General features: G+C 42.7%; 21 protein-coding genes. 20 read left to right on the top strand and 1 reads right to left on the bottom strand.

The window, feature by feature from the left end; translation table 11 throughout:
* The first annotated feature begins 3 nt into the window (after nucleotides 1–3).
* The 7 genes from atpE (at nucleotide 4) to C8D73_RS11170 (ending at nucleotide 5,759) form a co-directional block, all read left to right on the top strand.
* Nucleotides 4–267, top strand: a complete 264-nt coding sequence (gene atpE / locus C8D73_RS07200) for a F0F1 ATP synthase subunit C (protein ID WP_113077761.1) — start codon at nucleotides 4–6, stop codon at nucleotides 265–267.
* A 37-nt stretch (nucleotides 268–304) separates the two neighbouring features.
* Complete coding sequence (atpF, locus tag C8D73_RS07195; RefSeq protein WP_021718175.1) at nucleotides 305–787, top strand: F0F1 ATP synthase subunit B; 483 nt, start codon at nucleotides 305–307, stop codon at nucleotides 785–787.
* A 97-nt stretch (nucleotides 788–884) separates the two neighbouring features.
* On the top strand, nucleotides 885–2,717 hold the full coding sequence (atpA, locus tag C8D73_RS07190) for a F0F1 ATP synthase subunit alpha (protein ID WP_021718176.1): 1,833 nt from the start codon (nucleotides 885–887) through the stop codon (nucleotides 2,715–2,717).
* 7 nt (nucleotides 2,718–2,724) lie between these two features.
* Nucleotides 2,725–3,609 (top strand): ATP synthase F1 subunit gamma, encoded by an 885-nt coding sequence (gene atpG / locus C8D73_RS07185; protein WP_113077760.1) that lies wholly within the window; start codon nucleotides 2,725–2,727, stop codon nucleotides 3,607–3,609.
* A 26-nt stretch (nucleotides 3,610–3,635) separates the two neighbouring features.
* Nucleotides 3,636–5,051, top strand: coding sequence for a F0F1 ATP synthase subunit beta (gene atpD / locus C8D73_RS07180; protein ID WP_021718178.1), 1,416 nt, complete (start codon nucleotides 3,636–3,638; stop codon nucleotides 5,049–5,051).
* Complete coding sequence (gene atpC / locus C8D73_RS07175) at nucleotides 5,051–5,467, top strand: ATP synthase F1 subunit epsilon (RefSeq protein ID WP_021718179.1); 417 nt, start codon at nucleotides 5,051–5,053, stop codon at nucleotides 5,465–5,467. Before atpD ends, atpC begins: the two co-directional genes overlap by 1 nt.
* A 106-nt stretch (nucleotides 5,468–5,573) precedes the next feature.
* On the top strand, nucleotides 5,574–5,759 hold the full coding sequence (locus tag C8D73_RS11170) for a hypothetical protein (protein ID WP_044491851.1): 186 nt from the start codon (nucleotides 5,574–5,576) through the stop codon (nucleotides 5,757–5,759).
* A gap of 41 nt (nucleotides 5,760–5,800) precedes the next feature.
* On the opposite strand, the gene C8D73_RS07170 is transcribed toward C8D73_RS11170, so the two are convergent.
* Entirely contained in the window at nucleotides 5,801–6,316 is a 516-nt protein-coding gene (locus C8D73_RS07170) for a hypothetical protein (RefSeq protein WP_021718181.1), read from the bottom strand.
* Between the two features lie 201 nt (nucleotides 6,317–6,517).
* Here C8D73_RS07170 and murA point away from each other — a divergent pair, with 201 nt between their 5' ends.
* From murA to C8D73_RS07105, 13 genes are all read left to right on the top strand, one after another.
* Nucleotides 6,518–7,783, top strand: a complete 1,266-nt coding sequence (gene murA, locus C8D73_RS07165; protein WP_113077759.1) for a UDP-N-acetylglucosamine 1-carboxyvinyltransferase — start codon at nucleotides 6,518–6,520, stop codon at nucleotides 7,781–7,783.
* 14 nt (nucleotides 7,784–7,797) lie between these two features.
* Nucleotides 7,798–8,820 (top strand): rod shape-determining protein, encoded by a 1,023-nt coding sequence (gene mreB, locus C8D73_RS07160; protein WP_021718183.1) that lies wholly within the window; start codon nucleotides 7,798–7,800, stop codon nucleotides 8,818–8,820.
* A gap of 54 nt (nucleotides 8,821–8,874) precedes the next feature.
* Nucleotides 8,875–10,275, top strand: coding sequence for a phosphodiester glycosidase family protein (locus C8D73_RS07155; RefSeq protein WP_113077758.1), 1,401 nt, complete (start codon nucleotides 8,875–8,877; stop codon nucleotides 10,273–10,275).
* Between the two features lie 87 nt (nucleotides 10,276–10,362).
* Nucleotides 10,363–10,674: a biotin/lipoyl attachment domain-containing protein gene (locus C8D73_RS07150; RefSeq protein ID WP_021718185.1), complete on the top strand. Its 312-nt coding sequence runs from the start codon at nucleotides 10,363–10,365 to the stop codon at nucleotides 10,672–10,674.
* Nucleotides 10,675–10,736: 62 nt separating this feature from the next.
* Nucleotides 10,737–12,404 carry a SpoIVB peptidase S55 domain-containing protein gene (locus tag C8D73_RS07145; RefSeq protein WP_113077757.1) on the top strand — a complete coding sequence of 556 codons (1,668 nt, stop codon included), beginning with the start codon at nucleotides 10,737–10,739 and terminating at the stop codon, nucleotides 12,402–12,404.
* Between the two features lie 123 nt (nucleotides 12,405–12,527).
* Nucleotides 12,528–13,298: an MlaE family ABC transporter permease gene (locus tag C8D73_RS07140; RefSeq protein ID WP_021718187.1), complete on the top strand. Its 771-nt coding sequence runs from the start codon at nucleotides 12,528–12,530 to the stop codon at nucleotides 13,296–13,298.
* A gap of 26 nt (nucleotides 13,299–13,324) precedes the next feature.
* A complete protein-coding gene (locus tag C8D73_RS07135) occupies nucleotides 13,325–14,071 on the top strand; it encodes an ABC transporter ATP-binding protein (RefSeq protein ID WP_044491867.1) in 747 nt (248 codons plus the stop codon).
* Nucleotides 14,071–15,339 carry an MlaD family protein gene (locus tag C8D73_RS07130; protein ID WP_021718189.1) on the top strand — a complete coding sequence of 423 codons (1,269 nt, stop codon included), beginning with the start codon at nucleotides 14,071–14,073 and terminating at the stop codon, nucleotides 15,337–15,339. Before C8D73_RS07135 ends, C8D73_RS07130 begins: the two co-directional genes overlap by 1 nt.
* Before the next feature lie 83 nt (nucleotides 15,340–15,422).
* Nucleotides 15,423–16,799 carry a TolC family protein gene (locus C8D73_RS07125; RefSeq protein WP_113077756.1) on the top strand — a complete coding sequence of 459 codons (1,377 nt, stop codon included), beginning with the start codon at nucleotides 15,423–15,425 and terminating at the stop codon, nucleotides 16,797–16,799.
* A gap of 115 nt (nucleotides 16,800–16,914) precedes the next feature.
* Nucleotides 16,915–21,177, top strand: a complete 4,263-nt coding sequence (locus C8D73_RS07120) for a translocation/assembly module TamB domain-containing protein (RefSeq protein WP_113077755.1) — start codon at nucleotides 16,915–16,917, stop codon at nucleotides 21,175–21,177.
* Nucleotides 21,178–21,200: 23 nt separating this feature from the next.
* Entirely contained in the window at nucleotides 21,201–21,836 is a 636-nt protein-coding gene (locus C8D73_RS07115) for a sigma-70 family RNA polymerase sigma factor (protein WP_113077754.1), read from the top strand.
* A 161-nt stretch (nucleotides 21,837–21,997) separates the two neighbouring features.
* Nucleotides 21,998–22,510 carry a hypothetical protein gene (locus tag C8D73_RS07110; RefSeq protein WP_113077753.1) on the top strand — a complete coding sequence of 171 codons (513 nt, stop codon included), beginning with the start codon at nucleotides 21,998–22,000 and terminating at the stop codon, nucleotides 22,508–22,510.
* Between the two features lie 18 nt (nucleotides 22,511–22,528).
* On the top strand, nucleotides 22,529–24,736 hold the full coding sequence (locus C8D73_RS07105; RefSeq protein WP_021718194.1) for a BamA/OMP85 family outer membrane protein: 2,208 nt from the start codon (nucleotides 22,529–22,531) through the stop codon (nucleotides 24,734–24,736).
* The last annotated feature ends 5 nt before the right edge of the window (nucleotides 24,737–24,741 follow it).

Raw genomic sequence — 24,741 nt, 5'->3', positions numbered from 1 at the left:
AGGATGAATGAAATGACTGAAAACGCAATCATTACCGCTGCATCTTTAATCGGCGCGGGTCTTGTTTGTTTAGGCGCTGCAAACGGCGCTGGTACTGGTAACGGTCACCTCTGCGGCAGAACTATCGAATCTATGGCTCGTCAACCGGAAGAATCCGGTAAATTGATGACTACTATGCTGATTTGTGTAGGTTTGGTTGAATCCATGCCTATCTTGTGCTACGTTATCGCTATCGTTCTCGTATTTGCTAACCCCTTCATTAAATAATTTCGTAATGGAAAACCAGAAAAGGAGCGTGCTATAATTGGTTAATTTTAACGCTACACTTATTGCGCAGGTCCTGAACTTTTTGATTCTCGTTTTCATTCTTGCGAAATTTGCTTATAAACCCCTGATGAAGATCATGGATGACCGCAAGAATAAAATTGCCGGCGATTTAGCTGCTGCTGAAACTGCTAAAACTGATGCTGAAAGCATTAAAGCAGAATATGCTGCTAAATTAGCTGCTGCACGTCAAGAAGCTCAAGCCATTATCGACAATGCGCGTAAAACAGCGCAAACTGCGCACGATAAGATTCTTGCTGATACTAAAGCAGAACAAGATCAAATTGTGAAAACTGCTAAAGAAGCTATTGCTCTTGAGAAAAAGCAGGCTCTCAGCGAAATTCGCGCCCATGTTATCAATCTTAGCCTGGTTGCTGCCAGCAAGATTGTTGAACAAAAATTAGGCTCTGAAGAAGACAAAAAATTAGCAGGCGATATTGTTGATGCTGTATTGAAACAATAATTTGCTTGTTGCTCAATAGGCCGGACGAAATTAACACCGCCCTTTAGCGAAAGGCGGTAATAATGAGAGCCGGTATACGGAGGTGATTGGTACAATTATGAAGAGTGAAGAAAATATTGCTTTAATTAAGCAAGAATTGTCCGACTTCAAAATTGATCTTGGTTCTATTAAAGAACTCTTAGATGTAAAAGTTACTACAGCTAAAAAATTAACTGTAGATGAGTATCAATCCATTTCTGCAATTCTTACCGAAAAGTTAGGCCGCGACATTTTCCTTAATAAAAATGTTGATCCTTCTATTCTCGGTGGTATCATCGTTCAAATTGGCGACAAAGTATATGATGCTTCCGCACTTCGTAAACTGAAGAAAATGGAAGTTGTTATGAATGGTATTGACGTTCATGACTATGCTTTGGAAAAACCAGAAGCAATGACTGATGCTCTCAGCGAAAAGCTGGAGAATTACAATGTGGATGTTAACTTAGAAGAGGTCGGTATAGTTGAAAAAATCGGTGACGGCATCGCTACCGTTATCGGTATGAAAAACGCTATGGCCGGCGAATTGGTTGAATTGCCGAACAATGTTTCCGGTATGGTACTGAATCTGAATCCTGACTCTGTTGGTATCGTTTTAATGGGTGGCGAAACCCTCATTAAAGAAGGCGATTTGGTTCGCCGTACCGGCAATATCATGGATGTTCCTGTAGGCGAAGCTTTGCTGGGTCGTGTTGTCAGTGCTATTGGTGCTCCTATCGATGGCAAGGGCGAGATAGCTTATGCAGAAAAACGCCCTGTTGAATCTCCTGCTCATGGTATTGCGGATCGTGAATCTGTTGATACTCCGCTGCAAACTGGTATCAAATGTATCGATGCTCTCGTCCCTATCGGACGTGGTCAGCGCGAACTTATTATCGGTGACCGTGGCACAGGCAAAACTGCTGTTGCTATTGATACTATTATTAACCAAAAAGGCCTCGGTGTTATCTGCATTTATGTAGCTATCGGACAAAAGGCTTCCAACGTAGCACGTATCGTTCGTACTTTGGAACAACATGGGGCTATGGATTATACTATCATCGTTGCAGCTACTGCTGCTGATTCTGCTCCTTTGCAGTATCTGGCTCCTTATGCTGGTGTAACAATGGCAGAATACTTTATGGATCAGGGCAAAGATGTACTTTGTGTATATGACGATTTGTCTAAACATGCTGTTGCTTATCGTGCTATGTCCCTGCTGCTCCGCCGTCCTCCAGGACGTGAAGCATATCCCGGTGATGTATTCTACTTGCATTCCCGTTTGTTGGAACGTGCTGCTAAATTGAATAAAGAACTTGGAAATGGTTCTATCACCGCATTGCCTATCATCGAAACACTGGCTGGTGACGTTGGCGGCTTTATTCCTACTAACGTAATTTCTATTACTGACGGTCAGATCTTCCTGGAATCTGAATTATTCTATTCCGGTATCCGTCCGGCAATTAACTCAGGTTTGTCCGTATCCCGTGTAGGCGGCGCGGCTCAAATCAAAGCAATGAAATCCGTCGCAGGTACTCTGCGTTTGGACTTGGCACAATATCGTGAGCTTGCAGCGTTCGCTCAGTTTGCTTCCGATCTTGATAAAGCTACCAAAGCTCAGCTGGATCGCGGCCAACGTTTGACTGAAATACTGAAGCAAGGCCAGTATGTGCCGTTGCCGGTAGAAAAACAAGTTATGGCTATCTACCTCGGTACTAAAGGTTATTTAGATGATGTTGCAGTAAAAGACATCACTCGCATGGAAAGTGAATTCCTTGATTTCATGGATGCAAACCATCCTGAAATTGGTGCTTCCATCCGTGACGAAAAGAAAATCACCGACGAAAATGAAGCAGCTTTGAAAAAAGCGATCGTTGAGTTCAAGGATACCTTTATTGTCAGTGAAGGTAGGTGATTGACTGATGGCTACTGCACGCGAGATTCATCGCCACATGAAAGGCATCAAAAATATTGGTCAGATCACTAAAGCTATGAAAATGGTTGCTGCCGCCCGATTGCGTAAAGCGCAGGAAAAAGCAGGTTCCAGCCGCCCATATGCTTTGAAGATCAAAGAAGTATTGGCTAATATTGTTTGTGATAAGGGCATGGTGGCCGGATTAGACGCCAAAAAGCATCCTTTGCTGCAAAAACGCGAAGTCAAAAAAATCGGCTATTTGGTTGTATGTTCTGATAAAGGTCTTGCCGGTGCTTATAGCAGTAATGCTTTAAAAAAGGCAGTTGCCGAGATTTCTGAAATTGAAGGAGACGTAGTTATTATCACCAGTGGACGCAGAGCAAGAGATTTCTTTACGCGTCGTGGTTATAATGTTATTTCTTCGCATCTTGGCTTCTCTGATAAACCCAGTTACAATGATGCTGTGGCTATCGCTACCGATGCGGCTGAACGTTTCGGTGATATGCAGTTTGATGAATTGCATATTGTTTTCACTTTATTTAAAACCGCTCTGTCGCAAATTCCGACAAGCGATATCATCCTTCCGGTAGAACCACCGGAAAAAGAAACCGGTGCAACTAAGAAAAGTGTCGAATACCTTTTTTTACCCGAAGCTGAAGAAATTTTGAAGGTTTTGGCACCGCGTTATCTTGAAACTATTGTTTATGCCGCACTGGTACAATCTGCTGCCAGTGAATTGGGCGCTAGAATGACCGCGATGTCTTCTGCTACGGATAATGCCGGCAAGCTGGTTAAGAATCTGGAACTGTCTTATAATAAGGCACGTCAGGCACTTATTACCCGTGAGCTCAGCGAAATCTGCGGCGGCGCCGAAGCATTGAAACAACAATAAGAATAATTCGTAGGGAGGCTAAAACCTTGAATACTGGTAGAATAGTACAAGTTGTTGGCCCTGTTGTTGACATTGAATTCCCTCCGAAAAGTATGCCTGCAATCCTGAACGCTATCAAAATCGATGGTACAACTGACGATGGTAAAGTGAAAATTCACCTTACCTGTGAAGTTATGCAGCATATCGGCTACAATGTAGTCCGTGCGGTTGCAATGAGTTCTACCGATGGTCTTGTTCGTGGAATGGAAGCTGTTGATACCGGTGCACCAATCAGTGTTCCGGTTGGTCCTGGTACTTTGGGCCGCATATTTAACGTATTGGGTGAAACTGTTGACCACGACGAGAGAAAAGTTGATGCTGCCGACTACTGGCCTATCCATAGACCGGCTCCGACTTTCGACCAACAAGCTACAACAACTAAAATTTTAGAAACCGGCATTAAAGTCGTTGACTTGATCGCTCCGTATGCACTTGGCGGTAAGATCGGTCTGTTTGGCGGCGCAGGTGTTGGTAAAACAGTTATTATCATGGAGCTCATTCATAATATCGCTACCGCTCATGGTGGTTATTCCGTATTTGCAGGCGTTGGTGAACGTACACGTGAAGGCAACGACTTGTGGTGCGAAATGAAAGAATCAGGAGTTATCGATAAGACCGCTCTTGTTTACGGTCAGATGAACGAGCCTCCTGGAGCTCGTATGCGTGTAGGCTTGACCGGTTTGACTATGGCGGAATATTTCCGTGATGTTGGCGGCCAGGACGTACTGCTCTTTGTTGATAACATTTTCCGCTTTATCCAGGCTGGTTCCGAAGTATCCGCATTGCTTGGCCGTATGCCGTCTGCAGTAGGTTATCAGCCTACTTTAGCTAATGACATCGGTGCTTTGCAAGAACGTATTACTTCCACTAAGACTGGATCTATTACCTCTGTACAGGCTGTATATGTGCCTGCGGATGACTTGACTGACCCTGCTCCTGCAGGAACATTCGCTCATTTGGACGCTACCACTGTACTTTCCCGTCAAATTGCAGAGCTTGGTATTTATCCGGCAGTTGACCCGCTTGACTCCACCAGCCGTATCCTTGATCCGCTGGTTATCGGTGAAGAGCACTATAATGTAGCTCGTGGCGTACAAGCTATTTTGCAACGTTACAAAGAATTGCAGGATATTATCGCAATTCTTGGTATGGAAGAATTGAGCGAGGACGACAAGCTGACTGTTGCCCGTGCTCGTAAAATCCAAAAATTCCTCAGCCAAGCATTCTTTGTTGCTGAACAATTTACCGGTACTCCCGGTCAATATGTTCCGCTGAAAGAAACAATCCGCGGCTTCAAAGAAATCCTGGAAGGCAAACATGATGATTTGCCGGAAGGTGCTTTCTATATGGTTGGTACCATTGATGATGCCGTTGCTAAAGCTGAGACTATGAAGGCTGAATAATGGCTAATTGTATGCAATTAGAAATTGTCACTCCGGATAAATTGCTTTTCAGCTCCGATGAAATTGTATACCTGGGCCTCCGCACTAATGATGGCGGTATTGGCATCGAGGCTAACCACATTCCTGTTATTGCCAGCTTGGACATCGCGCCGATGAAATATCGTCTGGCCGATGGCACAGAAGGTTATGTTGCGATTTGTGGTGGTTTTATGGAAATGAACGCTAATAAATGCACTATTCTGGCGACTATTGCTGAAATGGCTGACGATATTGACAAAGCCAGAGCAGAAGCGGCTAAAGAACGTGCTGAAGAGCGTTTGAAAAATAAGACCGAAAACCTGGATGTTAACCGAGCTCAGTACTCTCTGAGAAGGGCTATTGCCCGCTTGGGTGCATACAATAAATTAGGACGTTGATCGCATACGACAATTAAATTAAAACCCACTGTGTAAAACAGTGGGTTTTTTACTTGCTAAAAGAACTTTTCTATAGTATTCTGTTGATAAAGGAAGGTGATCAGAAGTGTCGGATCCAATTATGGATATTTCGGGAAATAAAATGCTGCATCTGAAACAAGATCTCGCGTTTCTGCGCCAACGTTTGGCTGAGTGTTCTGAGGAAAGTGCTAAGCAAAGCATTCGCAGGGAGATTATGGAAAAAGAAACTTACTATAATATCCTGGCAGATCGCCAAAGATTAAGCAAATAAAAAACTACCAATCAAATGATTGGTAGTTTTTTATTTGAAAATTATTCTTTAATTAATTTTCCGTTTTGCATCTTATAACAGAAATTTTTGTTTTGATCCCAAAAATTGATACAAATAGAGGAGCCGGCTTGCAGTTCAAAGCGGAGTTCGCTTTCACTAAGCAGATTCTTGTTTATACAAAGGCGGGCAAGTTTATCAAGATCAGCTTCCGGAAGTTCACTTACAGGAACTAAACGATCGCGAGGATATGAATTATTACTGGTACTGATAATGTCCATATAAACAATTTTACCTGTAATATAATCAGAAATTGCTTTAAGCAAAGCATCGATCCCGTCTTGATTAGAAGGGAAAAAACGTGGCGTTTTGAAGTAAATTACTTTGAATTCGTGATCAAAATCATTGCTGAAAATATTGATAGGCAAACCGCCGTTAGGATTATGGATTGTGATCACTGCTTCATTGGCAGTAGGGATTTTGAAGTCTATCTTTGCATCAGGGCAAATGTGCGAAAGCTTGTTCTGAAGCTCGCGAGCTTCTATTTCTGCATTTATCATAGTTTTTCATCTCCTTTAATCAATATTATAACACTTTGACGCTGTAAACTTGCGAAGAAACTGTGATAAATGTGAAATTTTTCAAAACCATTAAAAGTCATTGTACAAGTACATCAAAAATGATAAAATATTACAGTAAGTTTTATTTTATGGAATTAACTTGTTTTGTATAAATATAGAATTTTTTAGGGGGCTATCTGGGTGGAGAATTTAGTTGTCAAAGGCGGTAATCGTCTGACAGGCTCTGTGAAAACTAGTGGAGCAAAAAATGCTGTATTGCCTATTATTGCTGCGTCGATTTTGGGAAATACCCCAAGTCGTTTAGAGGAGATTCCTGCTCTTGATGATGTACGTACGATTTGTGCTGTTTTAAATTGCCTTGGTATCAAAGTCGATGCCAGTGAACCACATGTACTGAATATAGATAGTACGGAAATAACTTCCTGTGAAGCACCTTATGAGTTGGTACGCTGTATGAGAGCATCATTTCTTGTCATGGGTCCATTGTTGGCTCGTAAAGGAAAGGCGCGTATTTCGCAGCCTGGTGGCTGTGCGATTGGTACACGTCCGATTGATCTTCATTTAAAAGGTTTTGAAGCTCTTGGCGTAAAAATAGAACAGGGACATGGCTATATTGAAGCTACGGCGCCGAATGGGTTAGTTGGAACTACTATTTACTTTGATTTCCCCAGTGTTGGTGCTACGGAAAATGTGATGATGGCGGCCGCTTTGGCAGAAGGAACTACTATCTTGGAAAATCCTGCGGAAGAGCCTGAAATAGTAGATCTGGCTAACTACCTGAATCAAATGGGAGCAAAGATCCGTGGCGCAGGCACGAATGTTATCCGCATTGAAGGAGTAAAAGAGCTTCACGGTGCTGATCATACAGTAATTCCTGATCGTATTGAAGCTGGAACATATATGATTGCTGCTGCTATGACTGGCGGAGATATCGTTGTAGAGAATGTTCTTACAGAACATCAGAAACCTTTGATTGCCAAATTGCGTGAAGCCGGCGTAACAGTTGAAGAAGATGTCGACAGAGTACGTGTGGTAGGTGGAGAAAAGCTTAAGGCTATTGACATAAAAACCTTGCCTTATCCTGGTTTCCCTACAGATATGCAGGCACAGATGATGGCAATGATGGCGATCGCCGAAGGTCGCAGCAAAGTCACTGAAACAGTATTTGAAAATAGATTTATGCACGTGGTGGAATTAAACCGTATGGGAGCAAGTATTACTGCCGAAGGTCGCAGTGCAGTTGTTGATGGTCCGGCAAAGCTTACAGGCTGTCAGGTGCGGGCAACGGATCTACGTGCAGGGGCAGCAATGATTTTAGCTGGGTTGGTTGCTGAAGGGACAACCGAGATTTGTGATATTTATCATATCGATCGCGGTTATGAAGAAATAGTAGCTAAACTTCAGGGATTAGGCGCTGATATTAAACGTGTTGGCGGGAATGATTAAAAGCGGGTGAAAAAATGTTTTTTAATAGTGTTGATATAGGTATTGATTTGGGGACTGCCAATATTTTGGTTTTTATCAAAGGTAAGGGGATCGTTTTGAATGAGCCTTCTGTTGTGGCAATTGATAAAGACAAAAATAAGATTTTAGCCGTAGGTGAAGAGGCGCGCCAGATGATTGGACGTACGCCCGGCAATATTGTTGCCATTCGTCCTTTGAAAGAAGGCGTTATTGCCAACTATACAATTACCCAAAAAATGCTGGAATACGTAGTTAATAAAGTTGCAGGTAAAAGTTTTTTCAGTAAACCGCGTATTATGGTATGTATCCCTACCGGGGTAACTTCAGTTGAGAAACGTGCTGTTTTAGAAGCTACGATGCAGGCTGGGGCTTCGAAAACATATTTGATAGAAGAGCCTCTAGCAGCAGCTCTTGGAGCAGGTTTGGATATTGCAGCTGCAGCTGGCAGTATGGTTGTCGATATCGGCGGCGGAACTACTGATATTGCCGTATTAAGCTTGGGTGGGGTTGTTGTTGACGCCTCCTTGCGGATTGGCGGCGATGCTTTTGACGAAGCTATTATCAGGCATGTCAAACGCATTCATAATGTTTTGATTGGTGAGCGTACAGCAGAGGAGATAAAAATTAATGTGGCGACGGTGCATCCTGAAGGAAGGCAGGTAGAGCAGGAGGTTCGCGGACGTGATCTGGTGACTGGACTGCCGACTACTATCAAAGTTACGTCTGAGGATGGTCGTAAGGCTTTGAGAGAGTCTGTTGCATCACTGGTTGCATCAGTAAGATCAGTTTTGGAAAAATGTCCGCCTGAATTATCAGCGGATATAGTTGACAAGGGGATTTATCTGACTGGCGGCGGTGCGCTGTTGGATGGTATTTCCCAAGTATTGAAGGACGAAACCGGTATTGATACTTATGTCGCTGAACAACCGCTTGACTGCGTCGCTTTGGGGACAGGTAAGGCTTTAATCGATTTGAATAAACTGCGTCCCGGTTCTATTGTTGGTAACGGTAGTTTGTAAGTGCTAATACACAGTCCTTGCGGCTGTGTATTATTTTTTAGGAGGTTCGATAAAATGTTGCAGACAAAATATTTTTTAAAAATAATATTAACGGCACTTTTGATTTTGCTTCCTGTTCAGGCCTGGGCGGCGACAGTAAATAAAATGCGTTACAGCAGCAGCCCTACACGGGTAAGGATTGTACTTGATACTGATGAAAAAGTTAAGTACAAGGATGAGAAACAGGGTTCATCAATAGTAGTGAATATTGATGCAGCTGTTGCTAAAGAAATGAGTGAAAAGGTCAAAGACCCAATCATTAAAAGCGTGGTTTTGAAAAAAGACGGACGTAAGGCGTCTAAATTGGTTGTGTCTCTTAATAAAGAGCAGCAGTATAAAGTATTTGCATTGCAGCAGCCAAACCGTATTGTTTTAGATATTTACCGTATCCTGGTGACTAAAAACACAGTGAACCAGGGCAAAGGATTGCAATATACCTTCTGGCAGGATGATATGGAAGGTCTGCCGATTCAGATGCATATTTTGGAAGTAGCACCGAATAGTGATTATAAAATACTGCCGTTTTCGGGAGCTATAGACAGGAACGGACGTGGAAGGCTGCTGAAAGCCGTTAATACTTTAGGGGCGAAAGCAGCTGTCAATGCTTCATATTTCGATACCAGCGGCTGGATTATTGGTAATCTAAAAATCGACGGCGAGTGGCTTGGTATGGAGGATAAGGCCCGCAGTGCGTTTGTTATTGCTGACGGCAAACCGCAAATTATGAAAGATCTGGCTTATAACGGTAGTGTTATGCTGCCGGCATTGGGCGTAAAACTGCATGTTAAAGGGATCAACAGGGAACGTATTGCGGAGGATGTCGTCATTTATACACATTATTTTGGCCCGTCGACACGAACAAATAGTTTTGGCTGTGAGGTACGTATTAAAGATGGTAAGGTCGCTGAAATCAGTAAAGCAGGGAACCTGCGCATAGACAAAAACAGTGTGATAGTTTCCGCGCATGGAACTAATGCCAAAATACTGGAACAGCTGCAGATTGGCGATAGAGCCAGTGTTCAGCAAACATTAGGGGATACTGTTGCTGATAAAGCTGAAGTGGTTTTGGGTGCAGGTCCGATGCTGGTAGAAGACGGCAAACGAAATGTGCGTTCTGTCAGTGAGCAGATTGCCGGAGATATTGCCTATGGCAGAGCTCCAAGAACCGCTATTGGGGTAAAAAAAGACGGTACTGTGGTGATATTGGTAGCAGACGGACGCCGTACTAATTCTGTGGGGATGACGTTAGATGAAGTTGCTCGTTATATGATTAAACTAGGGGCGGTATCAGCACTTAATTTTGATGGCGGCGGGTCCAGTGAAATGGTACTCAATAATAAGATTTTAAATAATCCTTCTGACGGAAACGAACGGGCTGTCAGTGTAGGCTTAGGCTTATTCTCTAAGAAGAACTGACTTGTCAAAGCTAAATTAGAATAGTATAATACAATATAGGGAGATATGCAGAAATCCCGATGCTTCCTCTTGGAAGGAGTGAGAAAAATGAAAAAAATTAACTGGAAAGTTATTGCAGTGTTGACGGTACTTTGCATTTTAGGCGGAGCTTATACTTTGGCATTCGCAGATACTTCTGTAGATCAGAAAACTACTTTGAATGGCGTTGTTTTGGCAGATGGGCTGGCTGCTGTAGGAATGCAGGTCAGTGAAGGTCAGGTATTGGTTAAAGTCAAAACTATTGCCGGTCCTGCGCCTGCAGCCAGAGCTAATATTGCCGGAAAAGTAACTGCTGTTTTGGTTAAACCGGGCGATAATATCAGCAACGGACAAACTGTGGTGCGTATAGCGGCTAATTAAGAACAAAATTGAAACCGGCGTGCTGCTCTGCTCACGCCGGTTTTGCACTATTATGGAGAGTTATGAAAAAACAGATATTTATTTTAAGCTTAATAATCTGGTGTCTCAGCAGTGCGCTGGTTTGTGCAAATGTGCCGCTGATGCCGGTAGAGGATATTGTTCCGGGTATGCGCGGTATTGCGAAGACCGTCATAGAAGGAGACACTATCGAAGAATTTAATATAGAAGTTTTAGGTGTCATTGGTAACGATGCTATGGGGCATAATATTTTGATTAAAGCTAGTGGTGATGTTATTGATCGCAGTGGTGGTATTGCTCAGGGCATGAGCGGGAGTCCAGTCTATATTAATGGCAGACTTGCCGGCGCGGTGGCATTCGGCAAAGCTTTTACCGATCCCAAGTATTGCTTTTTAACGCCTATAGGCAGGATGCTGGATCTTTTAAATGAACCGGCACCGCGTCCGTCAGAATTTTTACCGAAAAATACACCTTTGATGGCAGGCGGTTTTACAGAGTCAGGTGTACGTTATTTGAGTGAAAAGCTGGAACCGTTTGGACTGAAAGCAACAGGTGTCGGCGGCAGCGGCTCTTTTTCGAGCACGCAGCCTTTACAGCCAGGAAGTGCCGTAGGTGTTTCTTTAATGCGTGGTGATATCCAGTTAGGGGCGTTGGGAACAGTTACCTGGGTTGGCGATGACGGTGAAATTTTGGCATTTGGCCATCCTTTTATGCAGCGCGGTGATTCCTGTTATTTTATGAATAAGGCCTGGATTTTAGCTTCTCTGCCCAATTTGGAATCAGCTTATAAAGTTGGTAATATAGGTGAAACTATTGGTACTATCACTCAGGACCGCAGTGCTGGAATTGCAGGTAAGATCGGTCAGGGTCCGCCTGTTGTACCAGTGTATGTTTCTGTTACTGATGGAGCCAGAGGCATCAATAATAGCTCACGTGTGGAAGTTATAGATGATGAAGTTTTGCTGCCGGCAATGCTGGATGCAGTAGCTTATAATACTGTTGCTAAAACTATAGATCGTGAAGGCGGCGGCACAGCAAGATTTTCTTTCCGTATTGATGGCAGAGGTGATATCAGCGGGCCGATCAATGTTCAGCGGGAAAATATGTATTATGCAGCGGCAGGAATCGGCAAACTGATCAATCAGGAATTGGTGGAAGCAGGAACGATTTTAACACAAAATAAATTTGAAAAAGTTGATATTTACGGAGTCAATATCAATATTGTTCTTGATGATAAAGCAGAAGTAGCCGAGATTATCAGTGCTGCAGTAAGGGAAAAAGAGGCTGCACCTGGGGATACTGTCCATATTGATGTGCAGCTGCAGCCTTACAGGGCGCCAAAAGTTACGAAGACCGTACTGTTTAAGATACCGAAAGAGCAGCGGGAAGGTAAATTGCCTCTGACTGTCCGCGGCGGCAGCTCACTGGCATGGATTCAGAATCTGCTGAGGAAACAGCGTGAAGAGGGTGTGCCGGCACAGCAGAAGGATAATCGTAAAACTTTAAATGATTTTATAAAAAGCATCAACGAAGCTGATCAGAATAATGATCTTATTGTGGATATTGCCGCCGGCCAGGGCGCACCTAACGCAGCAATGCAGTCGGGTGGCGGATTTGCGTCTATGCTTGAGGGCAGTCCGATGAAACAAAAAACTACAATGAATTTTATTGTTGACGGTACAACAGATATTGTTATTGATGTAGTAAAATAATTTGTTGACAGAAGCCATAAAAAAGCCATAAAAATAAAGTATATTTAAAAGCAGGGAATTTGAAGTAAAAAATTGAATTATAGACAATTATTGTTTTATTTGTGAGAGAAAGGAGCTTTCGTAATGCTGCAGACTATATGTAACGACATAGGCAAGATTATGCTTGAAGGCTGTGCTAATGCCGGTCGGATGATGCTGCTCTTTACGGATACTCTTAAGCGTATCAGCAAGGCTGACGGGAAGGAAACCGTCAGACAAATGGCGAAGCTGGGAGCTGATTCACTGCCGATAGTTATGATGACGATACTTTTTACAGGTATGGTTTTTTCTGTACAGACAGCGAAGGAATTTGTACGTTTTGGTGCTTCTTCCTCAGTTGGCGGTATTGTAGCCATTGCGATGGGGCGCGAACTGGTACCGGTCTTGACAGGTGTTGTCGTTGCTGGTCGTATTGGTGCAGCCATTGCTGCGGAAATCGGCACGATGAAAGTAACAGAGCAAATCGATGCATTGAAAGTAATGGCTACAAATCCTACAACTTATCTGGTTGTGCCAAGATTTTTGGCAATTGTTTTAATGATGCCGGTGCTGATTGTTTTTGCTAATACAATTGGTAATATTGGCGGTTGGCTGGTTTCTCATTATTATGCCGGAATTAGTACTTTTACTTATATAAATTCTATAAAAATGTTTGCTGAGCCATTTGATATGGTCGGCGGTATGCTTAAAAGTGCTGTTTTTGGCGGTATTATTGCTATTGTAGCCTGTTATAAAGGGCTGGGTGCCAAACAGGGTGCTGAAGGTGTTGGTATTGCTACGACTGGTTCAGTTGTTTTATCTATAGTCCTTATATTTATAACTAACTACTTTTTGTCAATTTTATTGTATGTTTAAAGGAGGTACTGCCTGTGGCAGAACCGATTATCAGTTTTAAAAAATTAAATATTACTTTTGGTGAAAATGTGGTTATAAATAATATTGATCTGGATATCAGACAAGGGGAGACTCTTGCCGTTTTAGGTCCGTCGGGCAGTGGTAAAAGTACTATTTTACGCGCAATGATAGGTTTGCTGCAACCTACTGCCGGAGAAATTTTTGTTCAGGGGGAGCAGGTAAGTTCTCTGGATGAAGATGGCTGGAACAAACTGCGTCAAAAGATGGGAATGGTATTTCAGTATTCTGCTTTATTCGATTTTTTGACAGTTGGTGAAAATGTTGCTTTTGGACTGCGCCAGCATACTGATAAAAGTGAATCAGAAATTCAAGGCATTGTTGATGAGATGTTAGAACTTGTTGGCTTGCCTCAATCAAAAGAACAATATCCGGCTGAGTTATCAGGTGGCATGAAGAAAAGAGTCGGTTTAGCCAGAGCTATAGCTAATAGACCGGAAATAGTTTTATATGATGAACCCACGGCGGGGCTGGACCCGATCATGTCAAATAATATCAGCCGTTTAATCAGGAAAACGCAGCAGCAATTGCAGGTGACATCGGTTTTAGTAACTCACGATATGGAATCAGCTTTTTATGCGGCGGACAGGATTGCTATGCTTTATAAGGGAAAAATTGTCGCTTTGGGCACTGTCGAAGAAATAAGAAATGGTCATAATCAAATTGTAGACGCGTTTATTCGCGGTAAAGAAATCAGAGAGGAGGCGGTACAGTAATGAGTTCAAACGAAGTAAAAGTTGGCGCTTTAACTTTAGGCGGTATCGGACTTTTAGCAGGAATCATTACTTTTTTAGGCGCTTTCAGTTTCTCTGGCAGCGGTTATAAACTGCAGATTTCTTATCCGCAGGTTGGGGGGCTGATGCCGGGACATGTAGTAAGGTATGCCGGCGTACAGGTTGGCACTGTTAAAGAAGTTAATGTAAATGGTGACAGTGTTGATGTAGTGGCTGATATCAATAAAGATATCAAGATTCCTAAGGGAGCGGTTTTTTCTTTGGGGTCTGATGGTATTTTAGGGGAGCGTTTTGTAGATGTGCTGCCTCCTGTAAAAATGACAGGACAATATATTCATCCCGGCGATAAGCTGGAAGGTGAGCAGGGAACAGGGCTGGATGAGTTTATGAATGCTTCATCTAAAGTTCTGGCAAAAGTTGAGGGGATTGCAGAAGCGCTGAATAACGTTTTTGGCGATCCTGAAGTACAGCGGTCGATGCGTGACGGGTTTGTAAATGCCCGTGATATCAGTAATAATATGAACACTTTTACTAAGGTCATGGCAGATGTTGCTGTAGCTAATCAGCAGGAAATAAATTTGATGGTACAGCAGATGAGTGAAATGGCCGTAAGAATGAATAACGCTGCCAGCCAGATGGAAAACATCATGGTTGAGACAAATAAGGGTGGCGCTGGACAGAATATGGCAAGAATCATTGAAAATCTTGCTAATGCCAGCGGCAGAATCGAAAAAGCCACGGAATTATTGGAAAAGGTCGCAACAGATCCGCAGACTGAAGCTGATATCAAAGCTACTCTGCATAACGCCAGAGAAGCAAGTGATAAGGCTAACAGAATGCTGGGAGTTTTGGATACGGCAAAGGTGCAGGCTGATGTAACACGCAGTGTCAAGGGCAGTGACTGGCGCAGCAATTTGGGAGTTACCTTTACTCCTAAAGAGGATACATTCGTTTATATCGGCGGTTATGATATTGGTGATGCCAACAAACTCGATCTTTCCTTAGGAAAGAATTTTGGGTCTGCTGCTGTAAGTATGGGAGCGATGCAGGGAGAATTTGGCGTTGGCTTTGATTATAGACTGGGAAATTCTTTTAAACTGTACAGTCAGGTCTATGACTTTAACGATACGAAAGTAAAAGTCGGCGGGGAGTTGAAGCTGACAGATAATCTTTCATTGCTGGGTGAGCAGACTGATGTGCGTAATGGCAACAAAAACAATACTTATGTCGGATTGCGCAGTTATTTTTAAAAAAAGGTTTGACTTTTGGGTTATAAAAAAATATAATTTTCTTATACTGACTAGCCAGTCAGTCGATTGGAGGTACGAAAATAATGTTCAATTATAAAAAGAGCCGAAAGGTGCTGGTGCTTACGGCTGCAGTAAGTTTATTATGCAGTCAGTCGGTTTTTGCCGAAACCTTGGAGCTTGATTTAGACGATGCTGTACAAAGAGCTTTGACAACAAATCCGGCGATTAAGATCGCTGTATCTGAAAAGAAAGGTTCCAGAGCGGAACTTAATGCAGCACGTGCCGGACGTGGTATCAGTATTGATGCGGAACATAGATCTGGACGTGGTGGATATGCAGATCCACAGTGGAATACAGCTACTAGCAGTTATAGCAAAAATCTTGGTAATTCTCACAGTAATTCTATTACCGCTTCGATTCCCATTTATACTGGTGGACAATTATCAGGAACGATAGATCAGGCTAAGGCTAATTACAAAAGCTATGCTTTGGGTGAAACCAAGGCTTACATCGAAATGAAAAAGACGGCTACAGACGGCTATTTCAGCCTGCTGCAGGCTGGCAATATGGAAAACCTCTATCAGGATTCTGTTAATCAGCTGGAAGAGCATCTGAAAAATGTACAGGCGCAATATGATGTAGGCGTTGTAGCCAAGGTAGATGTACTGCGCAGTGAGGTTTCTTTGGCTAATGCACAGCAGCAGCTGATCCAGGCTACCAACAATTACGATGTAGCTGAAGCCTCGTTGAACAAGATTATTGGAACTTCCTTAGATACGACCTTAAAACTTAAAGACAGTCTGCAGTATACTCCATACGAGAATGATATGCAGTATTGCCTTGATTACGCTTCAATGAACCGTGCGGAGCTGGAGCAAAGCCGTTTAGCTGTAGACGCGGCTAAAGGTGCTGTCAAAGTGGCTAAAAGCGGCTTTTTGCCGAAAGTTACTGCATCTGCAACTGAATCTTGGGGCGGTAGTGGTAGTAACTGGCCTGGTGATGACAAAGAGAACTGGTCCGTAGGCATTGGGGCGACAATGAATATTTTTGACTCTGGCGTTACCTTGTCTAAAGTACATGCGGCGGAAGAAAAACTGCTGCAGGCAGAAGAAACTTATCGTGATACAGTAAATTCTGTGGAACTGGAAGTGCGCAGCAATTATCTGGGACTGCGTGAAGCTGAGAAACGTATCTCTACTACACAGGTAGCGGTCGCTAAGGCTGAAGAAGATTTCCATATTGCGCAGGTTCGTTATATGGCCGGTGTAGGTACTAACCTGGACGTTATTGACGCGCAGGTTGCACTGACCGAGGCAAAAACGAATTTTGTCAATGCTTTGTATGATTACAATACTTCGAAAATTGCATTGGAAACTTCGATGGGTGTACCTGTAGCTGTTACTGCGGCTGCGAATACAACAAATCTGCCGACTATGTCTACAGAAACTGCAGCAGAATAATTATAAAAATCCCGCTCAGGCGGGATTTTTTATTTTATAATTAAAATGAAGGAGGTTTTTGTTTTTTGTCGAAGTAAAATAAGTTGTATTATGACTTTTACTGCGGAGGCAGAACATGAATAAACTATTTCGTTGGTTGCTGGGAATTGCGGCAATAGTCGGCATAGTATATTACAGTATCATAAAATTTATTGTGCCGGGATATTTGGCTCAGATTCCGCCTTTGGTGTCGAATTTAGCTAAGGATTATATTACTGGTTCTATTGATATTGCCCGTGTAGAATGGAATGGTGCCTTAGAATTGTCCGTATTTGATGTGCAGGTGAAGGACAAGAAGCAGCAGTTGATTGCTGATTTGCCAAATGTTAAGCTGCATATCTCGCCTTGGCATGCTCTTTTTAATACAAATAAAGCTTTAGACAGAGTTTCTTTGGAAAAGCCGACTATTTATTTAACACTGAATAAAACAGAGCAATGGAACGTGCAGGATTTTTTGAAACCGTCAGATTCTGATGAGACACCGTTCTATGGAATCTTAGATATTGCAAATGGACATATTGTAACCAAAACTCCATATGGGGAATGGGATTTTGGTTTGAATGGTTCTGTTGACGGTGGGGGTAATCCGAAATTTGCTATTGATGCGAAACTGTTACATGATGAAGACGCTTTGGAACTCAAGGGCCTGATTGACATGAAGGCTGTAGGCAGTTTAACAGTAAAGAGCGACCATTTTGCTTTAACTGCTTTTGCCCCTTTAGCAGAAGAGTTTGGAAAAGTTAAAAATTTCCAGGGTGCTGTTGCGGATGTTAATCTTTTGTGGACTAATAGTGGTGAAGATATCGCTATGTCGGGCACCGTTGTTTTGGAAAAACTGACAGGCGTTGCTGTTTACGGAGATGAGGAATTTCCTGTAGGTATTGACGGAAAGGTTGCTTTTAATGACAAAGCCGTTAAATCAGACAAACTTTTACTGACTGTAGATGGACAGACGGCACAGCTTAATGGGGATCTTGATTTTAAGGACAAGGATAACATTCAGGGGCGCGGGTTACTGACTTCCGACTTACTGAAAATAAAAAATGAAGAAGTTCGAAAACTTTCTGTACCTTTTAGAATAATTGATAACAAGGCACAGATAAATACTGCACGTGCTGAATTTGGCGGAGGCAGAGTTGATTTTCTGGCAGAATATGATCTTGGAAGCGGAAGTGTAGTGGCAGCACTTGACGTAGAGAATGTCAAAACTGCGCCGTTGCATGACAGACCATACGATGTTTTTACTGTAGATGGCAGCATGGCGATGAAAGGCATAATCAAAGATGATAAGTTTGAAGTCAACCTGGCCGCAGATACGGTGCGTTTAGGTTGGCGTGATTTGCCGCTGCAAAAAGTTGATTTTGACATTGATGCTGACCAAAATGGCCTTAAAATTAATAATTTTTCGGCGTTTACAGAAACAGGAGCATTGTTAGCTCAAGGAACAGTTTCCAGTGCAGGTGAATTTAAACTGCAGGGATCCGTAACAGATTTCCCAATTGCACCTGTTCTTGATTTTATGGGCCAGCAGGGCAGCGGTCTGGCAGCAGTGCAATTTGATGTTTCAGGAACTGAGGATGCGGTTGATTTTACAGGTGTTACTCAACTGAAGCAGGTCAATATAGCTGGACTGGAAATTGAAGAAGCTCATGGTGGACTGAGTATGCAGGATAACATTGTTGTCCTGAAAAATTACAAGGTGACAATGGCCCAAGGTGAAAGTGTTTTAAACGGCAGCATCAATCTCCAGGGTGAAGAGCCTGTTTTTGATTTGGATGTTGAGACAGCAGGAGTAAGAGCCGAACCTTTCATCAAGGTTGTAGCACCGGAAGTGAAGCTTACTGGTAACGTTAATAATATAATGTTTGTAAAAGGGACTTTAACGATGCCGGATATCAGCGGTAAGTTTTTGCTGACCGACGGCAGTGCTGAAGGTTATCTTATAGATAAGATTGAAACCGACTACAGTTATCAGGCCAATAATTTAGTAATCAGTGACTGTGATATTGTTGCATTATCAACAGAGGCCAAGCTTAATGGCCGAATGGATGCAGAAAAAAATCTTGATTTTAAAGTTGATATAAGAGACATTGATCTCAGTGCTTTACCGATTAATGACGATACTGTTGATTTAGACGGATATGCAAATGCACATGGTACCTTGACTGGCACTTTGTCGAAACCATTTTTCCATGGTGACGTCAGCAGTAAATCTATTATGATTAACGGCGAAGAATTGACGGATATCCAATGCAAATTGGATAGTGACGGCGGAATAAAGAATCATTTGCTGGGATCATTTAAGCAGGCTCCTAAAGGTGTGCTTTCTGCAGAACTTGATTATAACCATGAGCAAAAATTGCTGCAGGGCAATATAGTGGCTATATATGGTAATGTCAGGTCTATACTTAAAATGGCTAAAGCTGATTATAATGTAGATGGTTTGGCTCAGGGCGAAATTGCAATTAATCCGCATGGTCCGGGATCAGGTATTTTTGTTGATGTCTGGGTGGATGATATTTCTATTAATGATCTTAAATATGAAGAAATGAAGTTTAAAGGTCATTTGCAGGATAAAGTCTGGTATTTTGATGATGTCAAACTGATGGAAACAAAGGACGTTACAGATAAGGGAATCGTTGCTGTCGGCGGTAAGGTTGATCTGGCTAATGGGAAGCTGGAACTTGAGGCCGGTGCTGTAGATGCTAATCCTGCGTTGGTAACAGCGTTTATGTCAGATCCTGTTGAAGTTACCGGTGATCTAAATATGTTCGTACAGCTGCATGGAACCTTAAAGGATCCTGAAGGAAACGGTTCTGTGGAAGTGAAAAACGGCAGTGTGGCCGGCATTGGCTTCGATGACTTTACAGCGATGCTTTCGCTTGCGAATGATAATCTGAAAATAGAGCAGGCGATGTTAAATAAAGATATTTATAAGGCCAGTGCCTATGGTGATGTACCGCTGGATTTATTCAGATCAAAAGAACAGCGGCGCGATCCTAACGCGCAGATGAATGTACAGCTTAATCTGGACAATGCACGACTGGGTATTTTGCAGGTCATTTCGCCAATGGTGGAATGGGGCGTAGGTGAAACGCAGGGGCAGGTTAAACTGGCAGGTACGCTTGAGGAACCTTTGGTTTACGGTGCTGTAAAAATTCCTGATGGGTCTTTGAAATTTAAACATGTACAGACTGTTATTGAAAATATTCATACAGATATAGAGTTTGAAGGCAATAAAGTTGCGCTTAAAGATATTTCAGCCAAGCTTGGCAAGGGTTCATTTAAAGGCAGCGGTACTTATGCGCTGCGCTCCAATGAACGTGAGGCTTATCAGCTTGACCTGGTTGCTGATAACGCAGAAATAGCTTCTGATATTTTTACAGGACGTATCAATGGCAATCTGACAGTAACGCCGCAGAGGTTCATTGTGAGACCAGAAGCAGGAAGCGCACCTCCTCCTGGAAAAGGTCCTCGCTTTAGTTATCGGCCGCTGCTTAAAGGTGAAGTGCGCTTTGATGACGTGCTCGTCAATATGCCGACAATACCGGAGTTTGGCGAAGGCGAAAGTAATATTGGTCTTGATGTACAGATAACGCTTGGACCGAAAATCCATTTGTATAATAAATATTTATATGACTTATGGCTTGCCGGAGGATTGAATATCCAGGGCAGTACATTGTATACTAATATAAGTGGTACGATCAGTGCTGATCGAGGTTCGATCAGTTATTTGCGCACACAATTTAAAGTTCGCTCTGCTTCTGCTGCCTGGCCTATACCTGGAAGCGTTCTGCCTACGGTGAATCTTGAGGCTACAGCAAAGTTCCAGCGTTATGATATTGGAATGCGCATTTCTGGACCGCTTGAAGAAATGGACCTACAGCTCAATTCCTCGCCGCCGCTGACCAAAGATCAGATCGTGCGGATGCTGACTCTGCAGCGTGAAGCTACCAGCAGTGAAGGTGTCGACAGCGATGATTTACAGAATTTAATGACTGCCGGTTTGGAAATGGCGGTATTTGGTGACGTTGAACAAATTTTTAAAGAGGCTCTGGGGCTTGATGAATTCAGGGTTTATTCAGGAAAACTGCGGTCTGGTATCGAAATGGATACACGTCGTAACCGTGAGTTCACACCTGATGAACGTAACCAATATAATGTTTTATTCAGTAAATATTTGACGGATAACTTTATGGTTGGTTATACTACCAGTATGGATAATGAGCACCATAGTGTATTCGGTCAGTATGAGATCAGTAAACATTTGAATATAAATTATTCTTTAAATGAAAATAATGAGAATTGGTATGGCCTGGAATATCGGCTAACCTTTTAAATGAAATGAAAGGAGGGAAGCAGATGCTGCAGCAATATTTAACGGAGTTACAAAAAATCAATTTGCTGGAACGGGAAGAAGAACTTGATTTATGGCGTGCCTGCGCTGATGGTGATCAAAGCGCGTACAGGAAAATAATTACTGCTTATCAGCCATTGGTTTTTAAAATAGCAATGGCCTTCCGACTTACTGAAACACAGACCCTGGAATTGATTCAGGAAGGTACGGTAGGTTTATTGGAAGCGGCTGAAAAATTTGATTATACACGCGGTGTTGCTTTCAGCATTTTTGCTTCCCACCGTATCCGAGGAAGAATGCTTGATTTTCTGCAGGCTGAATATGGCAGCCAGATGTTGTCTTTGGATGGAGTAAATTCAGCAGGCCTTGCCTGGTCTGAATGTTTGGTATCAAATGAAGCTACTCCATTTGAGTTGGCAGAGCGGCATTTTTTAAATGATAAGATAACTCAGGCGATGGAAAGGCTCCCGCAAAAAGAACAGCAGGTTTTGACAGGTATTTATCTGGAAGATAAAAGCGCTGGAGATTTAGCGGCATCAATCGATGTGAGCCTGGGGCACATTTATCGGCTGCAGAAACAAGGTGTACGCAGAGTTAGAGGTATGCTTTCACGATTGATGAACGAATTAAATAAAAGCTAATAAAAGAAAACAGGCGTTATTTAAAACAAGAATTGCTTATATAAGCTTTAATCGTTATATATGGCATATATTAAGAAAATTCGCTATGTGAAAAAATTTTTATATTAGTGATTATATATATATCTTTTATTATTTTAAAATCGCGGAAGGGGGTTTTTACGGTGGCGAAATCCATTTGTGAACATATTCGCAATGTTAAGAGCAGCTTAGAAAATGCTGAAAAAAGTTTCCGTGAAAACAACGGCATGCGCGGTGAATTGGATTTGATGCTGGCTGAAGCGGAAATTAAGCATTTGCGGGAAAAACGCGGCTGGGTTTCTGTTTGGACCAGACAGCGTTTAGCTTTGCTTGCTGCGGCTATCGTAGTATTAGCTGGCTATGGTGGCTGGTTATATGCTGGAACAGTAGAAGAACCTGGGGTGAAGTTGCAAAATCCCGCTGCAGTTATGGCTTCAACTGAGCTGCAGAAAAATTTGCCTCAAACAGAGGCGGCTCCCAATAAAATGGTGCCGACTTTTACAGATAAACCAGAACAAGAACAGAAAACGGTAGTGATACCGTCAGAGTATCCGAAAGAGCAAGTAAAAGAACAGCAGCGTAGTGTGGAGTTGCCTACTGCAGATATGCGGCAGCTTGTGCGTGAAGCGCGCAGAACTTTACGGGATGCTAACTAGTTTAGGGAGGATTTTTGGATGAGAAGAAAAAATATGTTGCGGTCCTTATCTTTGAGCCTGGCAGCGCTTTTGCTGACGACTCCTGTTTGGGCGCAGGAAAACAGTGCGGCCGATGTCGTTGAAAACCAAACCATGACTATCGGTGGGAAAGAGCAGATTGTTACCAAAGCTGCTCTTGAAAAAGCACAGAAAGCACAAAAAGGCAAAGGAAAAGATAAAGGCGGACTGAGTAAAAAGGGGAAAAAGACAGTTTATTATATGCATAATAAGCCATCTGAAGATATTTCCGATCCTCGCTATAAAGGCACTACTGAAGAACAGCCGGCTGAAGCTGGTGATGCTGAACAGCAGGAAGAGGCCAAACGTCCTGTAAGCAGACAGGAAGCTGAAAAAGAGGCTGCCAGAGAAGATGCGGCGAAGTCTGCTCAGGAAGCTGTTGCCAATGCCCCGCAGACAAATACTACAGCAGTCCGTGAAGAAGAGCCGCCAATGCGTCCTCCCGCAGAAATAGAAAAGGCTGCGGCACCGTATTTTGGTCAGCTGGTGACTAAAATTATGGTCAGCGGTAATAATGTGACTCCAACTGAAGAGATTATTAATGTTTTAAAAACTAAACCTGGTATGACTTTGACGTCTGAAGGTTTAGGTAAGGATTTATACGCTATTTATAATATGGGATGGTTCTATGATCTGCAGCCTGAATTTAAGCAGGTTCCGGAAGGTGTGCAGGTTACCTATCATGTTATGGAAAATCCTATTTATCAGCAGCTGGCAGTAGAAGGAAATACAAAGATTTCTACAGAAAAAATTGAAAGCTTACTGGATCTTCCCAAAAATCAGCTGATCAATATCAGAGAAGTAAACGCAAAAGTACAGCGTTTGGAAGCTGAATACAATAAAGAGGGTTACATTTTAGCACGTGTTGCGGATATCAGAATGCAGCCTGACGGAACCCTGCTGTTGGTCGTAAATGAAGGTATTGTTGAAGACTTTAAAATTAAGGGCAATACTAAAACTAAAGATTATGTTATTATCCGTGAAATGAAACTGAAAAAAGGCGAACCTTTTAATGCCAAAGATGCCCGCCGCAGTATGCAGCGTATTTATAATCTAGGCTATTTTGAAGATGTTAATATCAAATTGAACCCCGGTCAGCAGCCTAATGCTGTAGAGATTGAGATTTCCGTTGTAGAAATGAATACCGGTACTTTTGGTATCGGTGCCGGCTACAGTGATGCGGACGGATTTATCGGTATGGTATCAGTCGGTGATAAAAATTTCCGTGGTACCGGTGATAAAGTTAATATTCGCTGGGAATTCGGCGGTGCGGATAATAAGAACTATGAGTTCTCTTATACAAAACCTTGGATCGACAGTAAAGAAACAAGCGCAACAATTACTTTGTACGACGTTACCAACGAATATGCAGACTATGACCGTAACGCCGACGAAATTGCCCGTTATGACAAAAAACGTCGCGGGCAGGAATTGACGTTCAGCCGTAAGACTAATAATGAATATGTCAGCAATTATCTGACGTTGAAGAATCGTGACGACATTTACAAAGGTGCTGTTGATGGTTACAGCACGCAGTATTATGAGGATTCTTGGGGAAATAACAGCGATTATGACTCTAGATATGATGGTCCTAAATATGACGGTGAATATAGACGTAAGAAGAATTTTGGCCTGACCCGCAGTATCGGTGTCGCCAGAGTGTATGATTCACGCGATAATATTTATGATCCGCATGAAGGCAAAAGAAATGCCTATACGATCGAATATGCTGGTTTAGGCGGCGATTTTGACTTTACGAAATACTCTGTTGATTATCGTTATTACTATCGTCAGGGCGCAGAAAATGTCATTGCCGTACAGCTTGGAGCTGGTTATGCCAGCGGCAATATGCCGCTTAGCCAGAGATTTTCAATGGGCGGCAGCGAGACGTTGCGCGGTTATAAAGATGACCAGTTCAAAGGCAACAGCATGCTGAAAGGCACTGTTGAATATAGAATGCCGATCGTGAAAAAAGTGCAGGGTGTTTTGTTTGTAGACAGCGGTTATGCCTGGGACAAAGACCGTGAAACAGCATTTGATTTGGGCGAGCTGAAATATAGTTATGGTGTTGGTTTAAGGATCAACTCACCTCTTGGACCGGTAAAGCTTGATTATGGTTATGGTGATCAGGGCGGACGTTTCCATTTCAGCTTCGGCGGTCAATTCTAAAACAG

The sequence above is a fragment of the Phascolarctobacterium faecium DSM 14760 genome, from assembly GCF_003269275.1.
In the GTDB taxonomy this organism is placed as follows: Bacteria; Bacillota; Negativicutes; order Acidaminococcales; family Acidaminococcaceae; genus Phascolarctobacterium; species Phascolarctobacterium faecium.
This window is presented reverse-complemented; position numbering and strand designations above follow the sequence as displayed.